Raw genomic sequence first — 16,627 nt, 5'->3', positions numbered from 1 at the left:
GGGGTGTGAAGCAACGGCTGGGGCTGAGCTGCCCCACGTCAATTTCAAGCTGCTTTCACGGCCTCTGTCCTCTGCGCCCCGGCGCGGCCAATCGAATACGGCGAGAGCGGAATCTCCGTGTACCCCGTCGCCATCAACTCCGCCATGGTCTCGCCCACGCCGGGGCTGATGGCAAAGCCTTCGCCATTGAAGCCGAACGCGTAGTGCAGCCCGGGCACCTTGGCGCTAGGGCCCATGATGGGTTGCCAGTCGGGGGTGTAACCCTCGATGCCGCTCCACACGCGGATGAGTTGCACCTGCTCGAAAGCCGGCACAAAGCGGCGCAGTTCGCGCAGCTGGCGCAGGATGTTGTCCGGCCTGGCGTAGGCGCGGATGCGGTCGGCATAGGCCGGGCCTTTGAGGCCGCCGCCAAACACGATGTTGCCGCGCGAAATCTGGCGGAAGTACAGGCCTTCGTGCTCGATGGGTGACGACAGGCCGATGGACGGGCCGATGGCGTAGGGCAGAGGTTCGGTCACGCCCATCTGGGGGCCGCGTGGTTCCAGGTAGACGCTTTCGCCAAACTGCTCGGCCATGCGGTTGGACCAGGCGCCACAGGCCACCAGCATTTGCGCTGCGCGGTAGCGGCGGCCGTCGGCGGTGTGGGCGGTAAAGCCGTGGCCATCGTGTTCCACCTTCAGTACCTCGGCATGCTCCACGATGTTCGCCCCGGCGCGGCGGGCGGCGCGGGCAAAAGCGGGGCCCGCCAGGCGCGGGTTGGCGTGGCCGTCCTCGGGCGAGTAAGAGCCCGCCACCACGCCCGGCGCAAAGATGCCCCAGCGCGTGCGCAGTTGCTCGGCGGTGACCATCTCCAGGTGCAGGCCGTAGGGCCTTACGTCGTGCGTGTGCTTTTCGATGATGGCGGCCTGCTTTTCGGTGTAGCACACGCGCAGGTGGCCATAGGGCACAAACTCGGCGTCTTCTCCCAGCAGCTCGCGGATGCGGCCCCACACGGCGCGGGCGCGGTTGGCCAGGGGCAGCTGGTGCAACTCGCGGCCCTGGCGGCGCACGTTGCCAAAGTTGGTGCCGCTGGCCTGCCGGCCCACCAGCTCGCGCTCCAGCAGCGTGACGGACTTGCCATGCTGGCGAAGGAAGAAGGCGGTGGTGGTGCCCATGAGGCCGCCGCCCAGCACCAGCACGTCGCTCTCCTGAGTGTTCTGAGGGGTGTACGCGCTGTTCATGGCTGCACCTCGCGGGTGTTCATCATCAGGGGTTTGACGGGCGCTTGCGAGCGCAGGCGGCCCACCTGTTCAATGGGAATGCGGCAGGTGTGAGCGATGACCTCGGCTGCCGCGTGACCACAAAAGCGCCCCTGGCAGCGGCCCATGCCCACGCGGCTGAAGGCCTTGGCGCGGTTGACTTCCTGGCTGTCCAGTTCGGTCACGCAACGGCGCAGCTCTCCCGCCGTCACCGATTCGCAGCGGCACACCATCGCGTCGTCGGGCAGGGTGGCGGCTTGTTGGTGTGGCCAGGGAAAGGCGTGCACCAGCCCCTGGCGAAAGCGGTCCATCTGGGCCAGGGTGCCACGCAGGTGGGGGGCCTGAGCGCGGAAGGCGGCCTGGCCTGCAGCATGGCCTACGTCGCTCAATGCGGCCAGCGCCGCCAGGCGGCCAGCAGCCTCGGCCCCATCGGCGCCCAGGATGCGCGTGCCGTCTCCCGCCAGGTACACGCCCTTGGTGGTGCTGCGGCCATCTTCGTCAATGCGGGGCAGCCACTGGCGGCTGAGGGGTTCAAACGCGAATTCGCACTGGGCCAGATCGGCCAGTTGGGTCTCGGGCCGCAGGTGCCAGCCCAGGCCCACGGCATCGCATTCAAAGCGCCGTGGCTGGCCCTGGGCGGTGCGCACCGTCACGGCCTGCACGCCCAGGGCGTCGTCGCCGTCGATCTGCACGGGGGTTGCTCCTTGCAGCACGGGCACACCTGCAGCGCGCAGGCTGCGGATCAAACCCAGCCCGCGCAGCGCCAGAGTGGGCCGGGCCAGCAGGCCGATGAGGGCTTTCCAGGGCTTGCGTGCTGGTGCGGTGTCGAGCACGGCGGCCACTTTGGCGCCAGCCTGCACGTACTGCGAGGCCACCAGATACAGCAGCGGCCCGCTGCCCATGAAGACGACCTGTGAGCCAATGGCGCAGGCCTGTGCCTTGAGCGCAATTTGCGATGCGCCCAGGCTGTAGCAGCCCGCGCGGTGCCAGCCGGGCACGGGCATGAGCCGGTCGGTGGCGCCGGAGCAGATGAGCAGCGCGTCATACGCCAGCGTGGCGGGCTCGCCGTTGCTCACCACATGCAGCTCGCCTGCCGTGTGGTTCCAGGCCAGGGTGTCGGGCCGGTAGTCGATATGGGGGCGCAGGGCATCAAAGCTGCTGTGCAGGGCCTGGGCCTTGTCGGCCTCGGTGCCATAGAGTTTGCTGTACGGGCGCTTGAAGCCATCGGGCTGGCGGCGGTAGATCTGGCCGCCGTCGCGGCGGCCTTCGTCCACCACGGTGGGGCGCAGGCCGGCTTCGACCACGGCCTGGGCGGCGCGCACGCCGGCGGGGCCGGTGCCTACGATGACGATGCGGGGGTCTGTCATGGGGTGTTCTCGGTGGACACAGGCTGGCCGTGGCGGGCCAGGGATTCCCGCAAGTCCTGGGTCATGGGCCAGTGCAGCGCCGGGGGGCGCGTCAGCACGGCCATGCCTGCCGTGGCGGGCGTGGAGCAGGCGCGCAGTCGCTCGCCGCCCGGGGTCCACACCCAGCAGTCCTGGCAAGCGCCCATCAGGCAAAAGCCTGCGCGCGGGCCGTCGCCAAACTCGCTGTCGCGGGCACGGCGGCCATTGCACATCAGGGCGACCAGCAGGGTGTCGCCCTCGAGGGCGGTGCAGGGCTGGCCGTCAATGGCGAGGGGGATGGCGGGCCGGTCGGCCTCGGCCAGCCGCACAAAGCGCGGTGGTGGGGTGTGGGCGGGTGCAGACATGGGTAGGTGTGCCAGTGGGGCAGCGCTGGATCAGGGCTTCAGGTCATCCGTGCATTCACGAATCAGTGCATCGGCGCATCAGTGCATCAGCGCTGGTGCGGAAACAGGCGTTCGATGGGGCAGTGCGTTTTGATGAAGGGCGACTTGATGACGATGTAGCTGAAGTACTTGGAGATGCCCAGGTTGCGCTCCAGCAGGTCTTCGATCACTTCCTGGTAGTGGTTCACGCCACGGGTCAGAAAACGCAGCAGGTAGTCGTAGCCGCCGCTCACCAGATGGCATTCGAGCACCTCGTCCACCTCGCGCAGCGCGGCTTCGAAGCGGGCAAAGTCCTCGCGGCGGTGGTCGGACAGAGTCACCTCGGTGAACACGGTGAGCGTGTCGCCCAGTTTTTCCAGCCGCAGGTGCGCGCCGTAGCCTGCGATGTAGCCCGCTTGCTCCAGCCGCTTGACGCGAATGAGGCAGGGGCTGGGCGACAGGCCGACTGCGTCGGCCAGGTCCACATTGGTCATTCGCCCGTTCTTTTGCAGCTGCGCCAGGATGCGCAAATCCAGGCGGTCGATCTTGAAGGCTTCGTTCATCATGGTGTGCGGGGGCGTGAAGAAGAAAATGCTTCCATTCTGCGGCTGCGCAGGGGGCTGTTGCGATGTGGTTTACACCTGCCAATGGGCGCGGGGTCAGTCCTTCAATGCGGCACGCACGTCGGGTGCGGCCAGCACGTCGTCCAGCGTCTTCTTGAGGCGCTCGAACATCAGGCCAAAGTCCGCTTCGGTGAACGTCAGGGCCGGGGCAAAGCCCAGGATGTTGTCGCCAAACGCGCGGAACACGATACCGTTGCGATAGCTGGTGGCCGCCATGCGGCCGGGCAGGTCCAGTGCGGGGTCAAAACCAGCCTTGGTGGTTTTGTTGCTGACCAGCTCCAGCGCACCCAGGAGGCCCCGGTGGCGCGAGTCGCCCACCAGCGGATGGGCCAGCAGGTCGTCGAGACCCTGGCCAAAGGCGCGGGCCACGCGCTGTCCGTTGGCCAGCACGCCCCCTTCTTCATACAGGCGCAGCACCTCCAGCGCCACCGCCGCGCTCACGGGGTGCGCCGAGTAGGTGGCGCCGTGGCCGATGGGCGCGCCCTTGGGGGCACCATCGGCAATGGCGGCATAGACCTTGTCGCTCATCAGCGTCGCGCCCATGGGAACGTAGCCGGAGGTCAGGCCCTTGGCCACGGTCATCAGGTCGGGGTCCACACCTTCGGCGTCGCACGCAAACATGGGGCCGGTGCGGCCAAAGCCGGTGATGACCTCGTCCACCACGAACAGGATGTCGAGCGCGCGGGTGGCATCACGCATGGCCTTGAGCCAGCCCTTGGGCGGCACGATGACGCCGCCCGAGCCCTGGATGGGCTCGCAGAAGAAGGCCGCCACGTTCTCGGCGCCCAGCTCGGCCACCTTGGCCTTCAGGGCCGCGACCGACGCATCGATGATGGCCTGGCCATCGGCCGGGTTGGCGGCGCGGTAGGGGTTGGGCGAGGGAATGTAGTGCTGCGTGGGCAGCGGAAGGTCAAACCCGCGATGGAACACGGGCAGTGCCGTGAGGCCTGCGCCGGTGGACGACGAGCCGTGGTAGCCGCGCTCCAGCGCGATGAAGTGCTTCTTGGCGGGTTTGCCAATGGCGTTGTAGTACTGCACGATGAAGCGCACCGCAGCGTCCACCGCTTCCGAGCCTCCCAGCGTGAGGTACACGTGCTGCAGCGATGCGGGAGAAATCTGCACCAGCTTGTCGGCCAGGCGAATGGCGGGTTCGCTGCTGAAGTGGAAGTAGCCGGTGGCGTAAGGCAGCTTGCGCATTTGCTCGGCTGCGGCCTGCACCACACTCTCTTGTCCATAGCCCACGTTCACGCACCACAGGCCCGCGAAGGCATCGAGCAGCTGGTGGCCCTTGCCGTCGGTCAGCCAGATACCCTGCGCGGCGGTGAGGATGTTGGGGCCGCGTTCTTCATGCGTGCGCCAGGGGGCCACGGGGTGGATGAGGTGGGCACGGTCCAGCGCGTCCAGCGCGGCAATCTGGGGAAGGGCTTCGGAGTGGGTCATGGCGGTATCCGTTGGTGGCAAAGTGCAAGGGACAAAAAAGGGCGGAGGCCACAGGTGCCGCTGCACCTGTTCATGGGACCAAGGTTAGGGGGATTGCCGGGCAACGTGGTGCTGCTTTGGGGGCCTTGCGCACAGCACGCTGCGGTTGTTGGGGGCTGTACAGCACATCGTTTGGTGGTTACCGCCGTGGTGCACGGAGCTGCTGCATGCGCAGTCTGGTGACCCCCTTTTCAGTAGCCCCGCGTGCGGTCCACCAGCCCTGTCATGGGCGTGCCTGCGTGAAAGCGGTGCAGGTTGTCGATGACCACGGCGGCTGCACTCAGCGGTTGCGTCATGCTGGCGATGTGTGGGGTGATCTGCACGCGGGGGTGGAGCCACATCGGGTGCGACGCGGGCAAGGGTTCCGGGTCGGTCACGTCAAGCACTGCCTCGGCCAGTTGGCCCGTGGCCAGGGCGGCCAGCAGGTCGGAGGTGACAAGCTGCGGGCCGCGCCCCACATGCACGAGCGATGTGCCTGGAGGCAGGCGGCTGAACAGGTCGGCGTTCAGGAATCCCCGGGTCGAATCGGTCAGCGGCAGCAGGCACACCAGGATGTCGAGCTTTTCCAGAAATGCGGGCAGCTCGTCATTGCCTGTATAGCAGCCAATGCCCTCGAGGTGGTGGCGCGAGCGGCTCCAACCCGCGCAGGCAAAGCCCATGCCCTGGAGTTGCTGCAGCACCGCCTGGCCCAGCGAGCCCAGGCCCAGCACGCCCACGCGGCGCTGGCTGGCGGGGCGCACGGGCAGCGGGCACCATTCGCCGCGCTGCTGCTGGCGGCGGTACTGGGGCATGTCGCGGTGCAGGTCCAGCACCGCACGGGTCACGTACTCGACCATGCCCTGGACGATGCCCGGCTCCACCATGCGCACAACGGGCAAGTGGGTGGGCAGTGCATTGAAATTGAACTGGTCCACTCCTGCGCCTGAAGAGAACAGCACCTCCAGGTGGGGGAAGCGTTCTGCCAGTTGCTCAGGCGGTTCCCAAGCCGCCAGAAACCGGACCTTGGCCGGGTCGCCAATGTCGGGCCAGATGCGAAAGTCGATCTCTGGGGCGCGTTCGCGAAAGACATCCGCCCACTGATGGCCACGCACCGGGTCAGACTTGTAGAGAAAGGTGGCCGGAGGGAGGGGGGCTGTGGAGCTCATGCGCGAAAAAGGAGTGGAGCGTAGGTGGCCTGGCCGTGTGGCGGGCGGAATGTGGCCCGGGAGCGGTCAGCCCACGGCCTGGGTCACGATGGCAAAGAGCCGGGAGGCACCTTCCGGGTGCTGCAGGGGCGTGCCACGCACCATGGTGGTGGGCGCGTCTACACGCAGCAGTCCAATACTCTCCAGCCATTCGGCCAGGCCGGAGTCAAAGTCAATGTCGATGCGGGTGAAGTGCCCGGCGTTCATGCCCGCCAGGTGGGCGATGAGGGCTTTGGCGCTGTCGGCATCGGGGGCCACCACGGGGCCGATCGCGTGCCCGCGACCAAAGCGGCGCAGCATCGCAAAACCTTTCTGGGTGCCATCGTGGTCCAGCACCACGCAGGCGTCTGCCTGCGCCAGCAGGTCGTCGATGAGGGCGGGACGCGGCATGCCACGGGCCTCGGCGTCCAGCTGGTGCAGGGCATGCGCCTCGTTCAGGCCTGCTGGGCGCAGGCGCCAACCGGCAGGCAGCCCGATCAGCGGCGTGGGTTGCGCCACGCCCTGGTGCTGGCGGACTTCCCCAATGCGCACAAAGCCCAGCCGCTCATACAGGCCCCGGCCCTCGGCTGTGGCGTGCAGCAGCACCGTGCAATCGTCCAGGCCATCGAGCAGGGCCGTCATCAGCCGGTGGCCGATGCGGCGCCCCTGGCACGCGGGCGTCACGATGACCAGGCCCATCGTGGCGTGCCGCTCGCCCCAGCGCCAGCGCTGGGCTGTGGCGATGATCTGCCCGTCGCGCTCGGCCACCAGGCCTTCGGCGTGCGCAAACACCTGCTCCCAGTCGATCGGGCGATGGGGCCAGCGCAATTCTGCCGACAGTGCCTGGGTGTGGGGGAGATCGGCTTCGGTCATGGGGCGCAGCAGCACGCCGTCGTCGGTCGCCGTGGCGTTTTCGAGGGCCGGGAAAGGGGACTTCAAGCGCATGAACAGCAACCTTGTGTCATTGAAATTGCTGTCTATCTTGGACGACAACGCGCCTGCACACCAGCGCGAATAAGGGTTTGCCAGCAACTTGCAAGCTTTGCCTGTGTGGCCCGTGGCTTTTGCAATTCGCTGCGGCGCAAGAGGCTCTTACGGCCACAAATGCTGGGGCTTACTGCCTAGCATCAATGACAGTTTTCGCCAGTGCGTTCACGCGCCTGGCGACGGGTTTTTTGCCTCCAAGTTTGCTCATCTTCCTCTTCGGTGCCTGTATGCAGTTATTTGATCCCCGCTCCATTGCCGTCACCAGCGGCCACTTCATCGGTGGCCGTGTGGTGCCCGACACCGCGCGCCTGAGCGTGCTGCGCCCTTCGGACGGGCAAGAGCACGCCGGCCTGCCACTGGCCGACGCCAGCACCGTGGATGCCGCTGTGCAGAACGCCTGGCAGGCTTGGCGCAGCAGTGACTGGGCGCGGCGTGCCCCGCGCGAGCGGGCCCGGGTGATGCGGCGCTGGGCCGATCTGATCGAGGCCGACGGGGAGCATCTGGCCGCGCTGGAGGCCGTGTGCTCCACCCGTCCTGTGCGCGATGCCATGGCGTGGGATGTGCCGTTCACGGCCGAGGGGCTGCGGTTCTTTTCAGAATACGCCGATAAGCTGGGGGGCGAAGTGGCAGCCACGCGCCATGACCACTTGGGCATGGTGGTGGCCGAGCCCTATGGCGTGGTGGGTGCCATTACCCCGTGGAATTTCCCCCTGGTCATGGTGTCGTGGAAGGTGGGCGCCGCCCTGGCAGCAGGCAACGCCGTGGTGCTCAAGCCCTCGGAAATGACGCCGTATTCCGTCATCCGCCTGGCGGAGCTGGCCATCGAGGCCGGGGTGCCCGCAGGCATCTTCAACATCGTGCAGGGCGATGGCCGCACCACTGGTGACGCCCTCACGCGCCACCCGCTGATCGCCAAGATGACGTTCACAGGCTCCACCCGCACGGGGGCCGCCATCATGGCCAGCTGCGCCTTGCAGGGCCCCAAGCCTGTGACCTTGGAGCTGGGTGGCAAAAGCCCGCAGCTGGTGTTTGACGATGCGCCCGATGTAGACCGCCTGGCGGGCATGGTGGCGGGGGCTATCACGGGAAATGCGGGTCAGGTATGTGTGGCTGGCTCGCGCCTGATCGTGCAGCGTGGCATCGCAGAGGCGCTGGTTGATCGCATTGCGCAGCGCTTTTCGGCGCTGCGGCCCGGCGCGACCTGGGATGCGCAGGCCACCTTGCCGCCCATCATCTCCGCGCCGCAGGCCGCACGGATTCTGGACATCGTGGAGCGCGCGCGGGATGCGGGTGCACAACTGCGCTGCGGCGGGGGGCTGTTTGACGGCGGTCCCGGTGGAGCGTATTTTCAGCCCACCTTGGTGGAAGGCGTGACGGCCACCAACCCCGCAGTGCAGGAGGAAATCTTCGGCCCCGTGCTGACCGTGCAGACCTTTGACACCGAAGATGAGGGACTGTCGCTGGCCGCGCACGAGCACTATGGCCTGGCAGCGGGTGTACACACCGCAGACCTCAGTCGTGCCCTGCGTGGCATGCGCAGCCTCTCGACAGGCACGGTGTGGATCAACCGCTATGGCCGCAGCGCGGATTTTGTGATTCCGACGGGCGGGTACCACCAGTCGGGCATTGGCAAGGACCTGGGGCGCCAAGCGGTGGAAGCCAATCTGCGCTTCAAAAGTGTGCTGATCGACTTTGCTGCGGCGCACTAATGGTGCGGAGGTGCACGCATGCAGTGCACACCGCACGGGATGCCGCAGGCCCCCACGCAATGCGCAACTTTCTCGCGTGGATGCCCCCCATTTCCCAACATGTTCTGCGCGCTTGCGTGCTCCAATGAATTTGTAATAACTCTGTCGCAAACGGTGATTAAACGATGCGACCCGCCACGGTCGGTGACCGTTCCAACAAGGATTCGAGACCATGACTTTCCGCCCCAAGTACGTGACCTTTGACTGCTACGGCACGCTCACCCGCTTTCGCATGGGCGAGATGACGCGCGAGCTGTTTGCCGACCGCATCCCGGCCGAGCGCATGGAGCAGTTCATTGCCGACTTCACGGCCTACCGGTTTGATGAAGTGCTGGGCGACTGGCAGCCCTACGAGGTGGTGCTGAAGAACGCCGTGCGCCGCCTCTGCAAGAAATGGAAGATTCAATACTTCGACGCCGACGGCCAAAAATACTACGACGCCGTGCCCACCTGGGACCCGCATGCCGATGTGCCCGCCGGTTTGGCCAAGGTGGCCAAGGAGATCCCGCTGGTCATCCTCTCCAACGCAGCGGACGCACAGATCCAGAAGAACGTGGCCATGCTGGGTGCACCGTTTCACCGCGTGTACACCGCGCAGCAGGCCCAGGCCTACAAGCCCCGCCTCAAGGCTTTTGAATACATGCTCGATTCGCTCGGATGCAACCCCGAGGACGTGCTGCATGTGTCCTCCAGCCTGCGCTACGACCTCATGTCGGCCGACGACATCGGCATCAAGAACAAGGTGTTTGTGAACCGTGGCCACGGCCCCGGCAACCCGGCCTACGGCTACACCGAGATCCGAGACATCGGCGGCCTGCCCGGTGTTGTGGGCCTTTGATCCCTGGCGCGAAACCACGAACCCACGGCACACCATGAAGCTCGACTCCTACTGGAACGACTCGCTGCCCGCATTGCCTGGCGCGGCGGCCCCGGCGCTGCCTGCGCAGGTCGATGTGGCCATTGTGGGTGGCGGCTTCACGGGGCTGTCTGCGGCCCTGGCGCTGGCCCGGCGGGGTGCCCGTGTGGTGGTGCTGGAAGCCGGCGCCACGGTCGCCCCCGAGGCCTCAGGCCGCAATGGCGGCCATGTGAACAATGGCCTGGCGGTGGACTACGCCGATGTGGCCGCCAGGGTGGGTGTCGACCAGGCCCGCGCCTGGTACCACGCTTACGACGACGCGGTGGATACCGTGGCCCGCCTGGTGCGCAAGGAAGGCATTGACTGCGACTTTCTGCGCCACGGCAAGCTCAAGCTGGCCACCAAGGCCTACCAGATGGACGCACTGCACCGCAGCGCCGAGCGCCTGGTGGCCGACGGTGTGGACACCGACGTGCAGGTGCTCGATGCCGCACACGTGCAGGCCGAAGTGCAGAGCGAGCGTTTCATGGGCGGGCTGCTGTACAAGCGCAGCGCGCAGATGCACATGGGGCGCTTTGCCCAGGGCCTGGCCCAGGCCGCACAGCGCCATGGGGCGCAGGTCCACACCGGTACGCGGGTGAACCGCGTGGAACGTGTGCAGGGGCAGGTGCACCGCCTGCACACCGACCGTGGGGTGGTGCGGGCCAACCAGGTGCTGTTGGCCACAGGTGCATCCCGCCATGGCGGTTACGGCAGCTTTGGCTGGCTGCGGCGGCGCATCGTGCCGATTGGCAGCTTCATCGTGGTGACCGAGCCTCTGGGTGCCGACCGTGCCAGCGCCTTGTTGGCAGAGCGCCGCACCTACACCACCATTGCGAACATCCACCATTACTTTCGCCTCACGGCCGACCACCGCCTGGTATTTGGCGGTCGTGCACGGTTTGCCATCTCCAGCCCGCAGTCCGATGCCGCCAGTGGCGAGGTCCTGCGTGCAGGCCTGGCCGCCACGTTCCCTCAGTTGGGCAAGGTGCGGCTGGACTACTGCTGGGGTGGCCTGGTGGACATGACCCAGGACCGCCTGCCACATGCGGGTGAACGCGATGGCCTGTTTTATTCCATGGGCTACAGCGGCCATGGAACGCAGATGTCCGTCCACATGGGTCAGTGCATGGCCGACGTGATGGCGGGTGATGCCAGTGCCAACCCCTGGAAGGGCCGCGACTGGCCTGCCATTCCCGGTCACTTCGGGCCCCCCTGGTTCCTGCCCGCGGTGGGCCTGTATTTCCGGCTCAAAGACCGGTTGGCTTGACGGCGAGACGACCGAAAGAGCCCACATCCGTTTGATTTTTTGACGACAACGATCCCACGACCCCCTCCCTTTTTTTCAACCAGGAGCATGACCATGAGCGATAGCCACAAACAGTTCCAGAAACTTGTCGGTCCCAGCGAGAGCCTTCGCGTGATGGACTCGCTCAAGCGGGGGGCTACCCGGCGTGACGTGCTGGCCATGTTGACCGCTTGTGGCATGCAGGCCACGGTGGCTGGCAGCATGGCCGGGTTGGCCACATCGGCCCATGCCCAGACGCCCCGGCGCGGTGGACGCATTCGCGTGGCGGGCGCCACGGCCGCTGCCACCGACACGCTGGACCCGGCCAAGCAGTCCAACCAGACCGACTACTCGCGCGGCAACATGCTCTACAACGGCCTGACCGCGCTGGATGGTTCGCTCACGCCCCAGCCCGCGCTGGCCGAATCTTTCAACACGCAGGATGCCAAGACCTGGGTGTTCACCCTGCGCAAGGGCGTGGTGTTCCATGATGGCAAGGCCTTGTCGCCCGCCGACGTGGTGTTCTCCATCCTGCGCCACAAGGACCCGGCCACCGCGTCCAAGGCCAAGGTGCTGGCCGACCAGATCGAGGCCGTGCGCGCCAGCGGCCCCAACGAAGTGACTGTCGTGCTGTCGGCCCCCAACTCCGACCTGCCGGTGATCCTGGGTACTTTCCACTTCCACATCGTCAAGGAGGGCACCACCGACTTCAATGCTGGCATTGGCACGGGGCCCTACAAGCTCAAGGAGTTCAAACCGGGCGTGCGCTCGCTGGTGGTGCGCAACGATGCCTACTGGAAGCCTGGCAAACCGTACCTGGATGAAATCGAGTTCGTGGGCATTGGCGACGAAACGGCCCGCGTGAATGCGTTGCTTTCTGGGGGCATGGACCTCGTGGCATCGGTCAATCCGCGCTCGGTGGCGCGTGTCAAGGGCACACCCGGTTTTGGCATCTTCACGACGCAGTCGGGCCAGTATTCCGACCTCATCATGCGCAAGGATATGGGCCCCGGCATGAACCCTGATTTTGCGCAGGCCATGAAGTTCCTGTTCGACCGCGAGCAGATGAAGAAGACCATTGCGCTCGACTACGCAGTGCTGGGCAACGACCAGCCCATCGACCCCACCAACCGTTTCTACTTCAAGGACCTGCCGCAGCGCCCCTTCGACCTGGACAAGGCGAAGTTCCATCTGCAAAAGTCTGGCGTGACGGGCAAGGTGCCCATGGTGACTTCGCCCGCCGCGATGTACTCGGTGGAGATTGCGCTGCTGCTGCAACAAGCCGGGCAGCGAATCGGGCTCGACATCGATGTCAAGCGCATGCCCGCCGATGGCTACTGGTCCAACCATTGGCTGAACAGCCCCGTCGGCTTTGGCAACGTCAACCCCCGCCCCAGTGCCGACACCATCCTCACGCAGTTCTTCAAGTCGGACGCCGCCTGGAACGAGTCGCGCTGGAAGAGCGCTCAGTTCGACCAGTTGCTGCTCGCTTCCCGCGCCGAAACGGACCTGACCAAACGCAAGCAGATGTATGCCGACATGCAGACCATGATCCACACCGAAGCCGGTATCGGAATCCCGCTGTTCCTGGCCAGCATTGACGGGCACAGCTCCAAGCTCAAGGGGCTCGCACCCATTCCGCTGGGCGGCCTGATGGGCTACGCTTTCGCTGAGCACGTCTGGCTTGATGCTTGACGCGCGGGGCTGGCAATCTGCAACGGAAGGCTTTGCATGAACCGCGTGATTTTCTCGCTGCTGGCCAAGCGCCTGCTCATTGCGCTGTTGTCGCTGCTGGCGGTGTCGGTGATCGTGTTCTCGATCACTGCCGTACTGCCTGGCGACGCCGCGCAAGAGCAGCTTGGCCAGGAAGCGACCCCAGAGGCCCTGGCTGCATTGCGTGCGCAGATGGGGCTCGATGTGCCCGCCCCCGAGCGCTACCTCAAGTGGCTCTGGGGTGCGGTGCGCGGCGACCTGGGGCAGTCCGTGACCACGCAGATGCCCGTGGCCGACCTGGTGGGCAGCCGGTTGCCCAATTCGCTGCTGCTGGCTGCGGTGACCGCGCTGTTTTCCGTGCCCATCGCCTTGTTGTTCGGTATCTCGTCCGCAGTCTGGCGGGGTTCGTGGTTGGACCGCATAGCGTCGAGCCTGTCGGTGGCGGTGGTGTCGGTGCCCGAGTTTCTGGTGGCCACGCTGGCGGTGCTGGTGTTTGCGGTTCAGCTGCGCTGGCTGCCGGCGCTTTCGTATGTGAGCGACATCGAATCGGTGGGGCAGATGCTGCGCGCCTTTGCCATGCCAGTGCTCAGCCTGTGCTGCGTGATCGTGGCGCAGATGATGCGCATGACGCGTGCGGCGGTTATCGACCAGCTCGAAGCCCCCTATATCGAGATGGTGCGCCTCAAGGGTGCTTCGCCCCTGCGCATGGTGCTGGCGCACGCGCTCCCCAACGCGGTGGGCCCCATTGCGAATGCGGTGGCGCTGTCGCTGTCGTACCTGCTGGGTGGTGTGATCGTGATCGAGACCATCTTCAACTACCCCGGCATCGCCAAGCTGATGGTGGATGGTGTCACCCAGCGCGACATGCCGCTGGTGCAGACCTGCGCCATGATTTTCTGCACCGGCTACCTGCTGCTGGTCACGCTGGCCGATGTGTGCGGCATTGTGGCCAACCCGCGTCTGCGCCACCGCTGATGCTCAACGACTGGGGACTTTTCTGATGGATACGCTTCCTCCTTCTTCTGGCGCCTCCGCGCTGGTGCATGCGCCGCTGCGAGGCGGGGTGCTGCACTGGTTGGCCGGTTTTGGTTTCTCCGGCCTGGTGGGGCTGGCCATTCTGGTGTTCTGGCTGTTCGCAGCGCTGGCGGGCCCTGCGCTGCTGCCCGCTCACCTGGTCAACCTGCAGGCCTCGGTCGTCTATGCGCCCATGGATGGCATGCACTGGCTGGGCACCGACTATCTGGGGCGCGACATGCTCGTGCGCGTGGTGCAGGGGGCCCGCTACACGGTGGGCGTGGCCTTGGTGGCAACCCTCATCGCCAGCGGCACGGGCACGGTGCTGGCACTGCTGGCGGCGGCCAGCGGCACGGTGCTTGATGCTGTCCTGAGCCGATTGCTCGATACCCTGACCTCCATCCCGAGCAAGATGTTTGCGCTGGTGCTGGTGGCAGGGTTTGGGTCATCGATTGGCATGCTGGTGTTCACCGCTGCGCTCATCTACGTGCCAGGCGCCTTTCGCATTGCCCGTTCGCTGGCCGTGAACATCAATGCCCTGGACTATGTGACCGTGGCCCGCACGCGGGGTGAGGGCACGCTCTACATCATGCTGCGCGAGATCCTGCCCAACATCCTGGGGCCCATGCTGGCCGACCTGGGCCTGCGCTTTGTGTACGTTGTGCTGCTGCTGGCCAGCCTGAGTTTTCTGGGCCTGGGCATCCAGCCCCCCGAGGCCGACTGGGGCTCACTGGTGCGTGAAAACATCGGGGCCTTGCCCGAGGGCAGTGCGTCGGTGATCGCACCGGCCATGGCCATTGCCAGCCTCACGATTGCGGTCAATCTGGTGATCGACAACCTGCCGGGCCGTGCCGCCCGTGAACGCTAAGGAGCTATAGATGGGTGCTTCGGTCATCGTAGAAGGTCTGCACATCACGGCGGGGGATCAGACTCTGGTCGATCACTTGAGCTTTGTCATTCAACCCGGCGAGGTGCTGGCGCTGATTGGCGAGTCGGGCTCGGGCAAGACCACCACGGCCCTGGCCTTGATGGGCTATGCCCGGCGCGGCTGTGCCATTTCGGGCGGCAGCGTGCGCATTGGTGACACCGATGTGCTGAAGCTTTCGGCCGCAGGGCAACGGGCCTTGCGCGGCCGCACCGTGTCGTACATCGCGCAAAGCGCGGCGGCCTCGTTCAACCCCTCGCGCACCATCATGGACCAGGTGGTGGAGCCTGCGCGCATCCATGCCACCCTGTCCCGCGCCGAGGCTGAGGCCAAGGCGGTGCAACTGTTTCGTGAACTGGCGCTGCCCGACCCCGACACCATTGGCCAGCGCTACCCGCACCAGGTCTCGGGCGGGCAGTTGCAGCGGCTCATGGCGGCCATGGCGCTCATCACCGACCCCGAGGTGGTGGTTCTGGACGAGCCCACCACGGCGCTCGACGTGACCACGCAGATCGAAGTGCTGCGCGCCTTTCGCCGCGTGGTGCGCGAGCGCCGCGCCACGGCGGTGTACGTGAGCCATGACCTGGCCGTGGTGGCGCAGATGGCCGACCACATCCTGGTGCTGCGCGGCGGCAAGGCGCAAGAGGTCAACACCACGGCGCGCATCCTGTCCGAACCCGCGCACGAATACACCCAGAGCCTGCTGGCGGCCGCCCGTCCGGCACCCCGTGCCGCCGAGCACTGCAAGGGCGAGGGCGAGCTGCTGCTGGAGGTGCGCGAGCTCTCCGCCGGTTACGGCACGGTGGACTCCAAGGGACAGCCCGCCACGCTGATCCTGGAGGACATCAACTTCAAGCTCTACCGGGGCCAGGCCGTTGGCGTGATTGGCGAATCCGGCTCGGGCAAGACCACGCTGGCCCGTGCCATCGCCGGGCTGATTGCTCCGTGCAAGGGCAGCATGCTGTTCAACGGGCGTGAGCTGCTGCCCGACCTGCGCCAGCGCAGCAAGGAAGAGCTGAGGCAGGTCCAGATCGTCTTCCAGATGGCGGACACGGCGCTGAACCCGTCGCAGACCATTGAACGCATCCTGGCGCGCCCGTTGCAGTTCTACAAGGGGCTGAAAGGGCCTGCGCTGCAGCGCCGCATCCACGAGCTGCTGGACCTGGTGCGCCTGCCGCACTCGGTGGCACAACGCCTGCCTGGCGGCTTGTCGGGTGGGCAAAAGCAGCGGGTGAACCTGGCGCGTGCCCTGGCGGCCGAGCCCGACCTGATCCTGTGCGACGAGGTGACGTCGGCGCTGGACACCGTGGTGGGCGCGGCCGTGCTCGACCTGATGGCCGACCTGCGGCGCGAACTGGGCGTGTCGTACCTCTTCATCAGCCACGATCTGCACACCGTGCGGTCGGTGTGCGACGAGATCATCGTCATGCAGCACGGCCGCAAGCTGGACCAGGTGGCGCGTGCCGACTTTGACCGGGGCCCCCACCATCCGTATTACGAGCTGCTGGCCGCCTCGGTGCCTGAGCTGCGCCAGGGCTGGCTGGAAGAGCGCGACGTGCCGCGCCCTGTGGTCGCACCCACCCTGGCGGTGGCCGCCTGAATGCTCCATTGAGAACGAAGAAGGAAAAATCCATGATCCCCGCGTTCCGCATTGCAGTCATCGCCGGAGACGGCATAGGCAAGGAAGTGATGCCCGAAGGCCTGCGCGCGGTACAGGCCGCCGCAGCACGCTTTGGCTTCGAACTCGAATGCCACACCTTCGAATGGGCCAGCTGCGACTACTACG

The 16,627-nt window shown here is 66.3% G+C and carries 14 protein-coding genes and 1 pseudogene; 8 read left to right on the top strand and 7 right to left on the bottom strand.

The annotated features are described in order from the left end of the window. Positions 1–44: 44 nt before the first annotated feature. The 7 genes from IB243_RS26700 to IB243_RS26670 all read right to left on the bottom strand — a co-directional run bounded on the left by IB243_RS26700 (position 45) and on the right by IB243_RS26670 (position 7,216). Entirely contained in the window at positions 45–1,220 is a 1,176-nt protein-coding gene (locus tag IB243_RS26700) for an FAD-binding oxidoreductase (protein WP_192430084.1), read from the bottom strand. Beyond that, positions 1,217–2,605 carry an NAD(P)/FAD-dependent oxidoreductase gene (locus IB243_RS26695; RefSeq protein WP_192430083.1) on the bottom strand — a complete coding sequence of 463 codons (1,389 nt, stop codon included), beginning with the start codon at positions 2,603–2,605 and terminating at the stop codon, positions 1,217–1,219. Before IB243_RS26695 ends, IB243_RS26700 begins: the two co-directional genes overlap by 4 nt. Further along, positions 2,602–2,988, bottom strand: coding sequence for a (2Fe-2S)-binding protein (locus tag IB243_RS26690; protein ID WP_192430082.1), 387 nt, complete (start codon positions 2,986–2,988; stop codon positions 2,602–2,604). Before IB243_RS26690 ends, IB243_RS26695 begins: the two co-directional genes overlap by 4 nt. An 86-nt stretch (positions 2,989–3,074) precedes the next feature. Further along, positions 3,075–3,569 carry an Lrp/AsnC family transcriptional regulator gene (locus IB243_RS26685; RefSeq protein ID WP_010460153.1) on the bottom strand — a complete coding sequence of 165 codons (495 nt, stop codon included), beginning with the start codon at positions 3,567–3,569 and terminating at the stop codon, positions 3,075–3,077. Between the two features lie 96 nt (positions 3,570–3,665). Further along, positions 3,666–5,069 carry an aspartate aminotransferase family protein gene (locus tag IB243_RS26680; RefSeq protein ID WP_010460155.1) on the bottom strand — a complete coding sequence of 468 codons (1,404 nt, stop codon included), beginning with the start codon at positions 5,067–5,069 and terminating at the stop codon, positions 3,666–3,668. 230 nt (positions 5,070–5,299) lie between these two features. After that, positions 5,300–6,253 (bottom strand): glyoxylate/hydroxypyruvate reductase A, encoded by a 954-nt coding sequence (locus IB243_RS26675; protein WP_192430081.1) that lies wholly within the window; start codon positions 6,251–6,253, stop codon positions 5,300–5,302. A 66-nt stretch (positions 6,254–6,319) separates the two neighbouring features. Next, positions 6,320–7,216, bottom strand: a complete 897-nt coding sequence (locus IB243_RS26670; protein ID WP_035197303.1) for a GNAT family N-acetyltransferase — start codon at positions 7,214–7,216, stop codon at positions 6,320–6,322. Between the two features lie 269 nt (positions 7,217–7,485). On the opposite strand from IB243_RS26670, the gene IB243_RS26665 reads away from it, so the two are divergent. The 8 genes and pseudogenes from IB243_RS26665 to IB243_RS26630 all read left to right on the top strand — a co-directional run. Further along, positions 7,486–8,967, top strand: a complete 1,482-nt coding sequence (locus IB243_RS26665) for an aldehyde dehydrogenase (RefSeq protein WP_192430080.1) — start codon at positions 7,486–7,488, stop codon at positions 8,965–8,967. A 211-nt stretch (positions 8,968–9,178) separates the two neighbouring features. After that, positions 9,179–9,844 (top strand): haloacid dehalogenase type II, encoded by a 666-nt coding sequence (locus IB243_RS26660; protein ID WP_192430079.1) that lies wholly within the window; start codon positions 9,179–9,181, stop codon positions 9,842–9,844. A gap of 34 nt (positions 9,845–9,878) precedes the next feature. Then, positions 9,879–11,171 (top strand): FAD-binding oxidoreductase, encoded by a 1,293-nt coding sequence (locus IB243_RS26655; RefSeq protein WP_192430078.1) that lies wholly within the window; start codon positions 9,879–9,881, stop codon positions 11,169–11,171. A 93-nt stretch (positions 11,172–11,264) separates the two neighbouring features. Next, complete coding sequence (locus IB243_RS26650) at positions 11,265–12,884, top strand: ABC transporter substrate-binding protein (RefSeq protein WP_010460167.1); 1,620 nt, start codon at positions 11,265–11,267, stop codon at positions 12,882–12,884. A gap of 36 nt (positions 12,885–12,920) precedes the next feature. Then, positions 12,921–13,877 carry an ABC transporter permease gene (locus IB243_RS26645; RefSeq protein WP_010460169.1) on the top strand — a complete coding sequence of 319 codons (957 nt, stop codon included), beginning with the start codon at positions 12,921–12,923 and terminating at the stop codon, positions 13,875–13,877. A 25-nt stretch (positions 13,878–13,902) separates the two neighbouring features. Next, positions 13,903–14,784, top strand: a complete 882-nt coding sequence (locus IB243_RS26640; protein ID WP_192430077.1) for an ABC transporter permease — start codon at positions 13,903–13,905, stop codon at positions 14,782–14,784. A gap of 10 nt (positions 14,785–14,794) precedes the next feature. After that, on the top strand, positions 14,795–16,441 hold the full coding sequence (locus IB243_RS26635) for an ABC transporter ATP-binding protein (RefSeq protein ID WP_192430076.1): 1,647 nt from the start codon (positions 14,795–14,797) through the stop codon (positions 16,439–16,441). A gap of 32 nt (positions 16,442–16,473) precedes the next feature. After that, positions 16,474–16,627 (top strand): annotated as a pseudogene (locus IB243_RS26630) (tartrate dehydrogenase); the annotation flags it as partial.

This window comes from Acidovorax sp. ACV01 (genome assembly GCF_014851495.1).
GTDB lineage: Bacteria > Pseudomonadota > Gammaproteobacteria > Burkholderiales > Burkholderiaceae_C > Acidovorax > Acidovorax radicis.
This window is presented reverse-complemented; position numbering and strand designations above follow the sequence as displayed.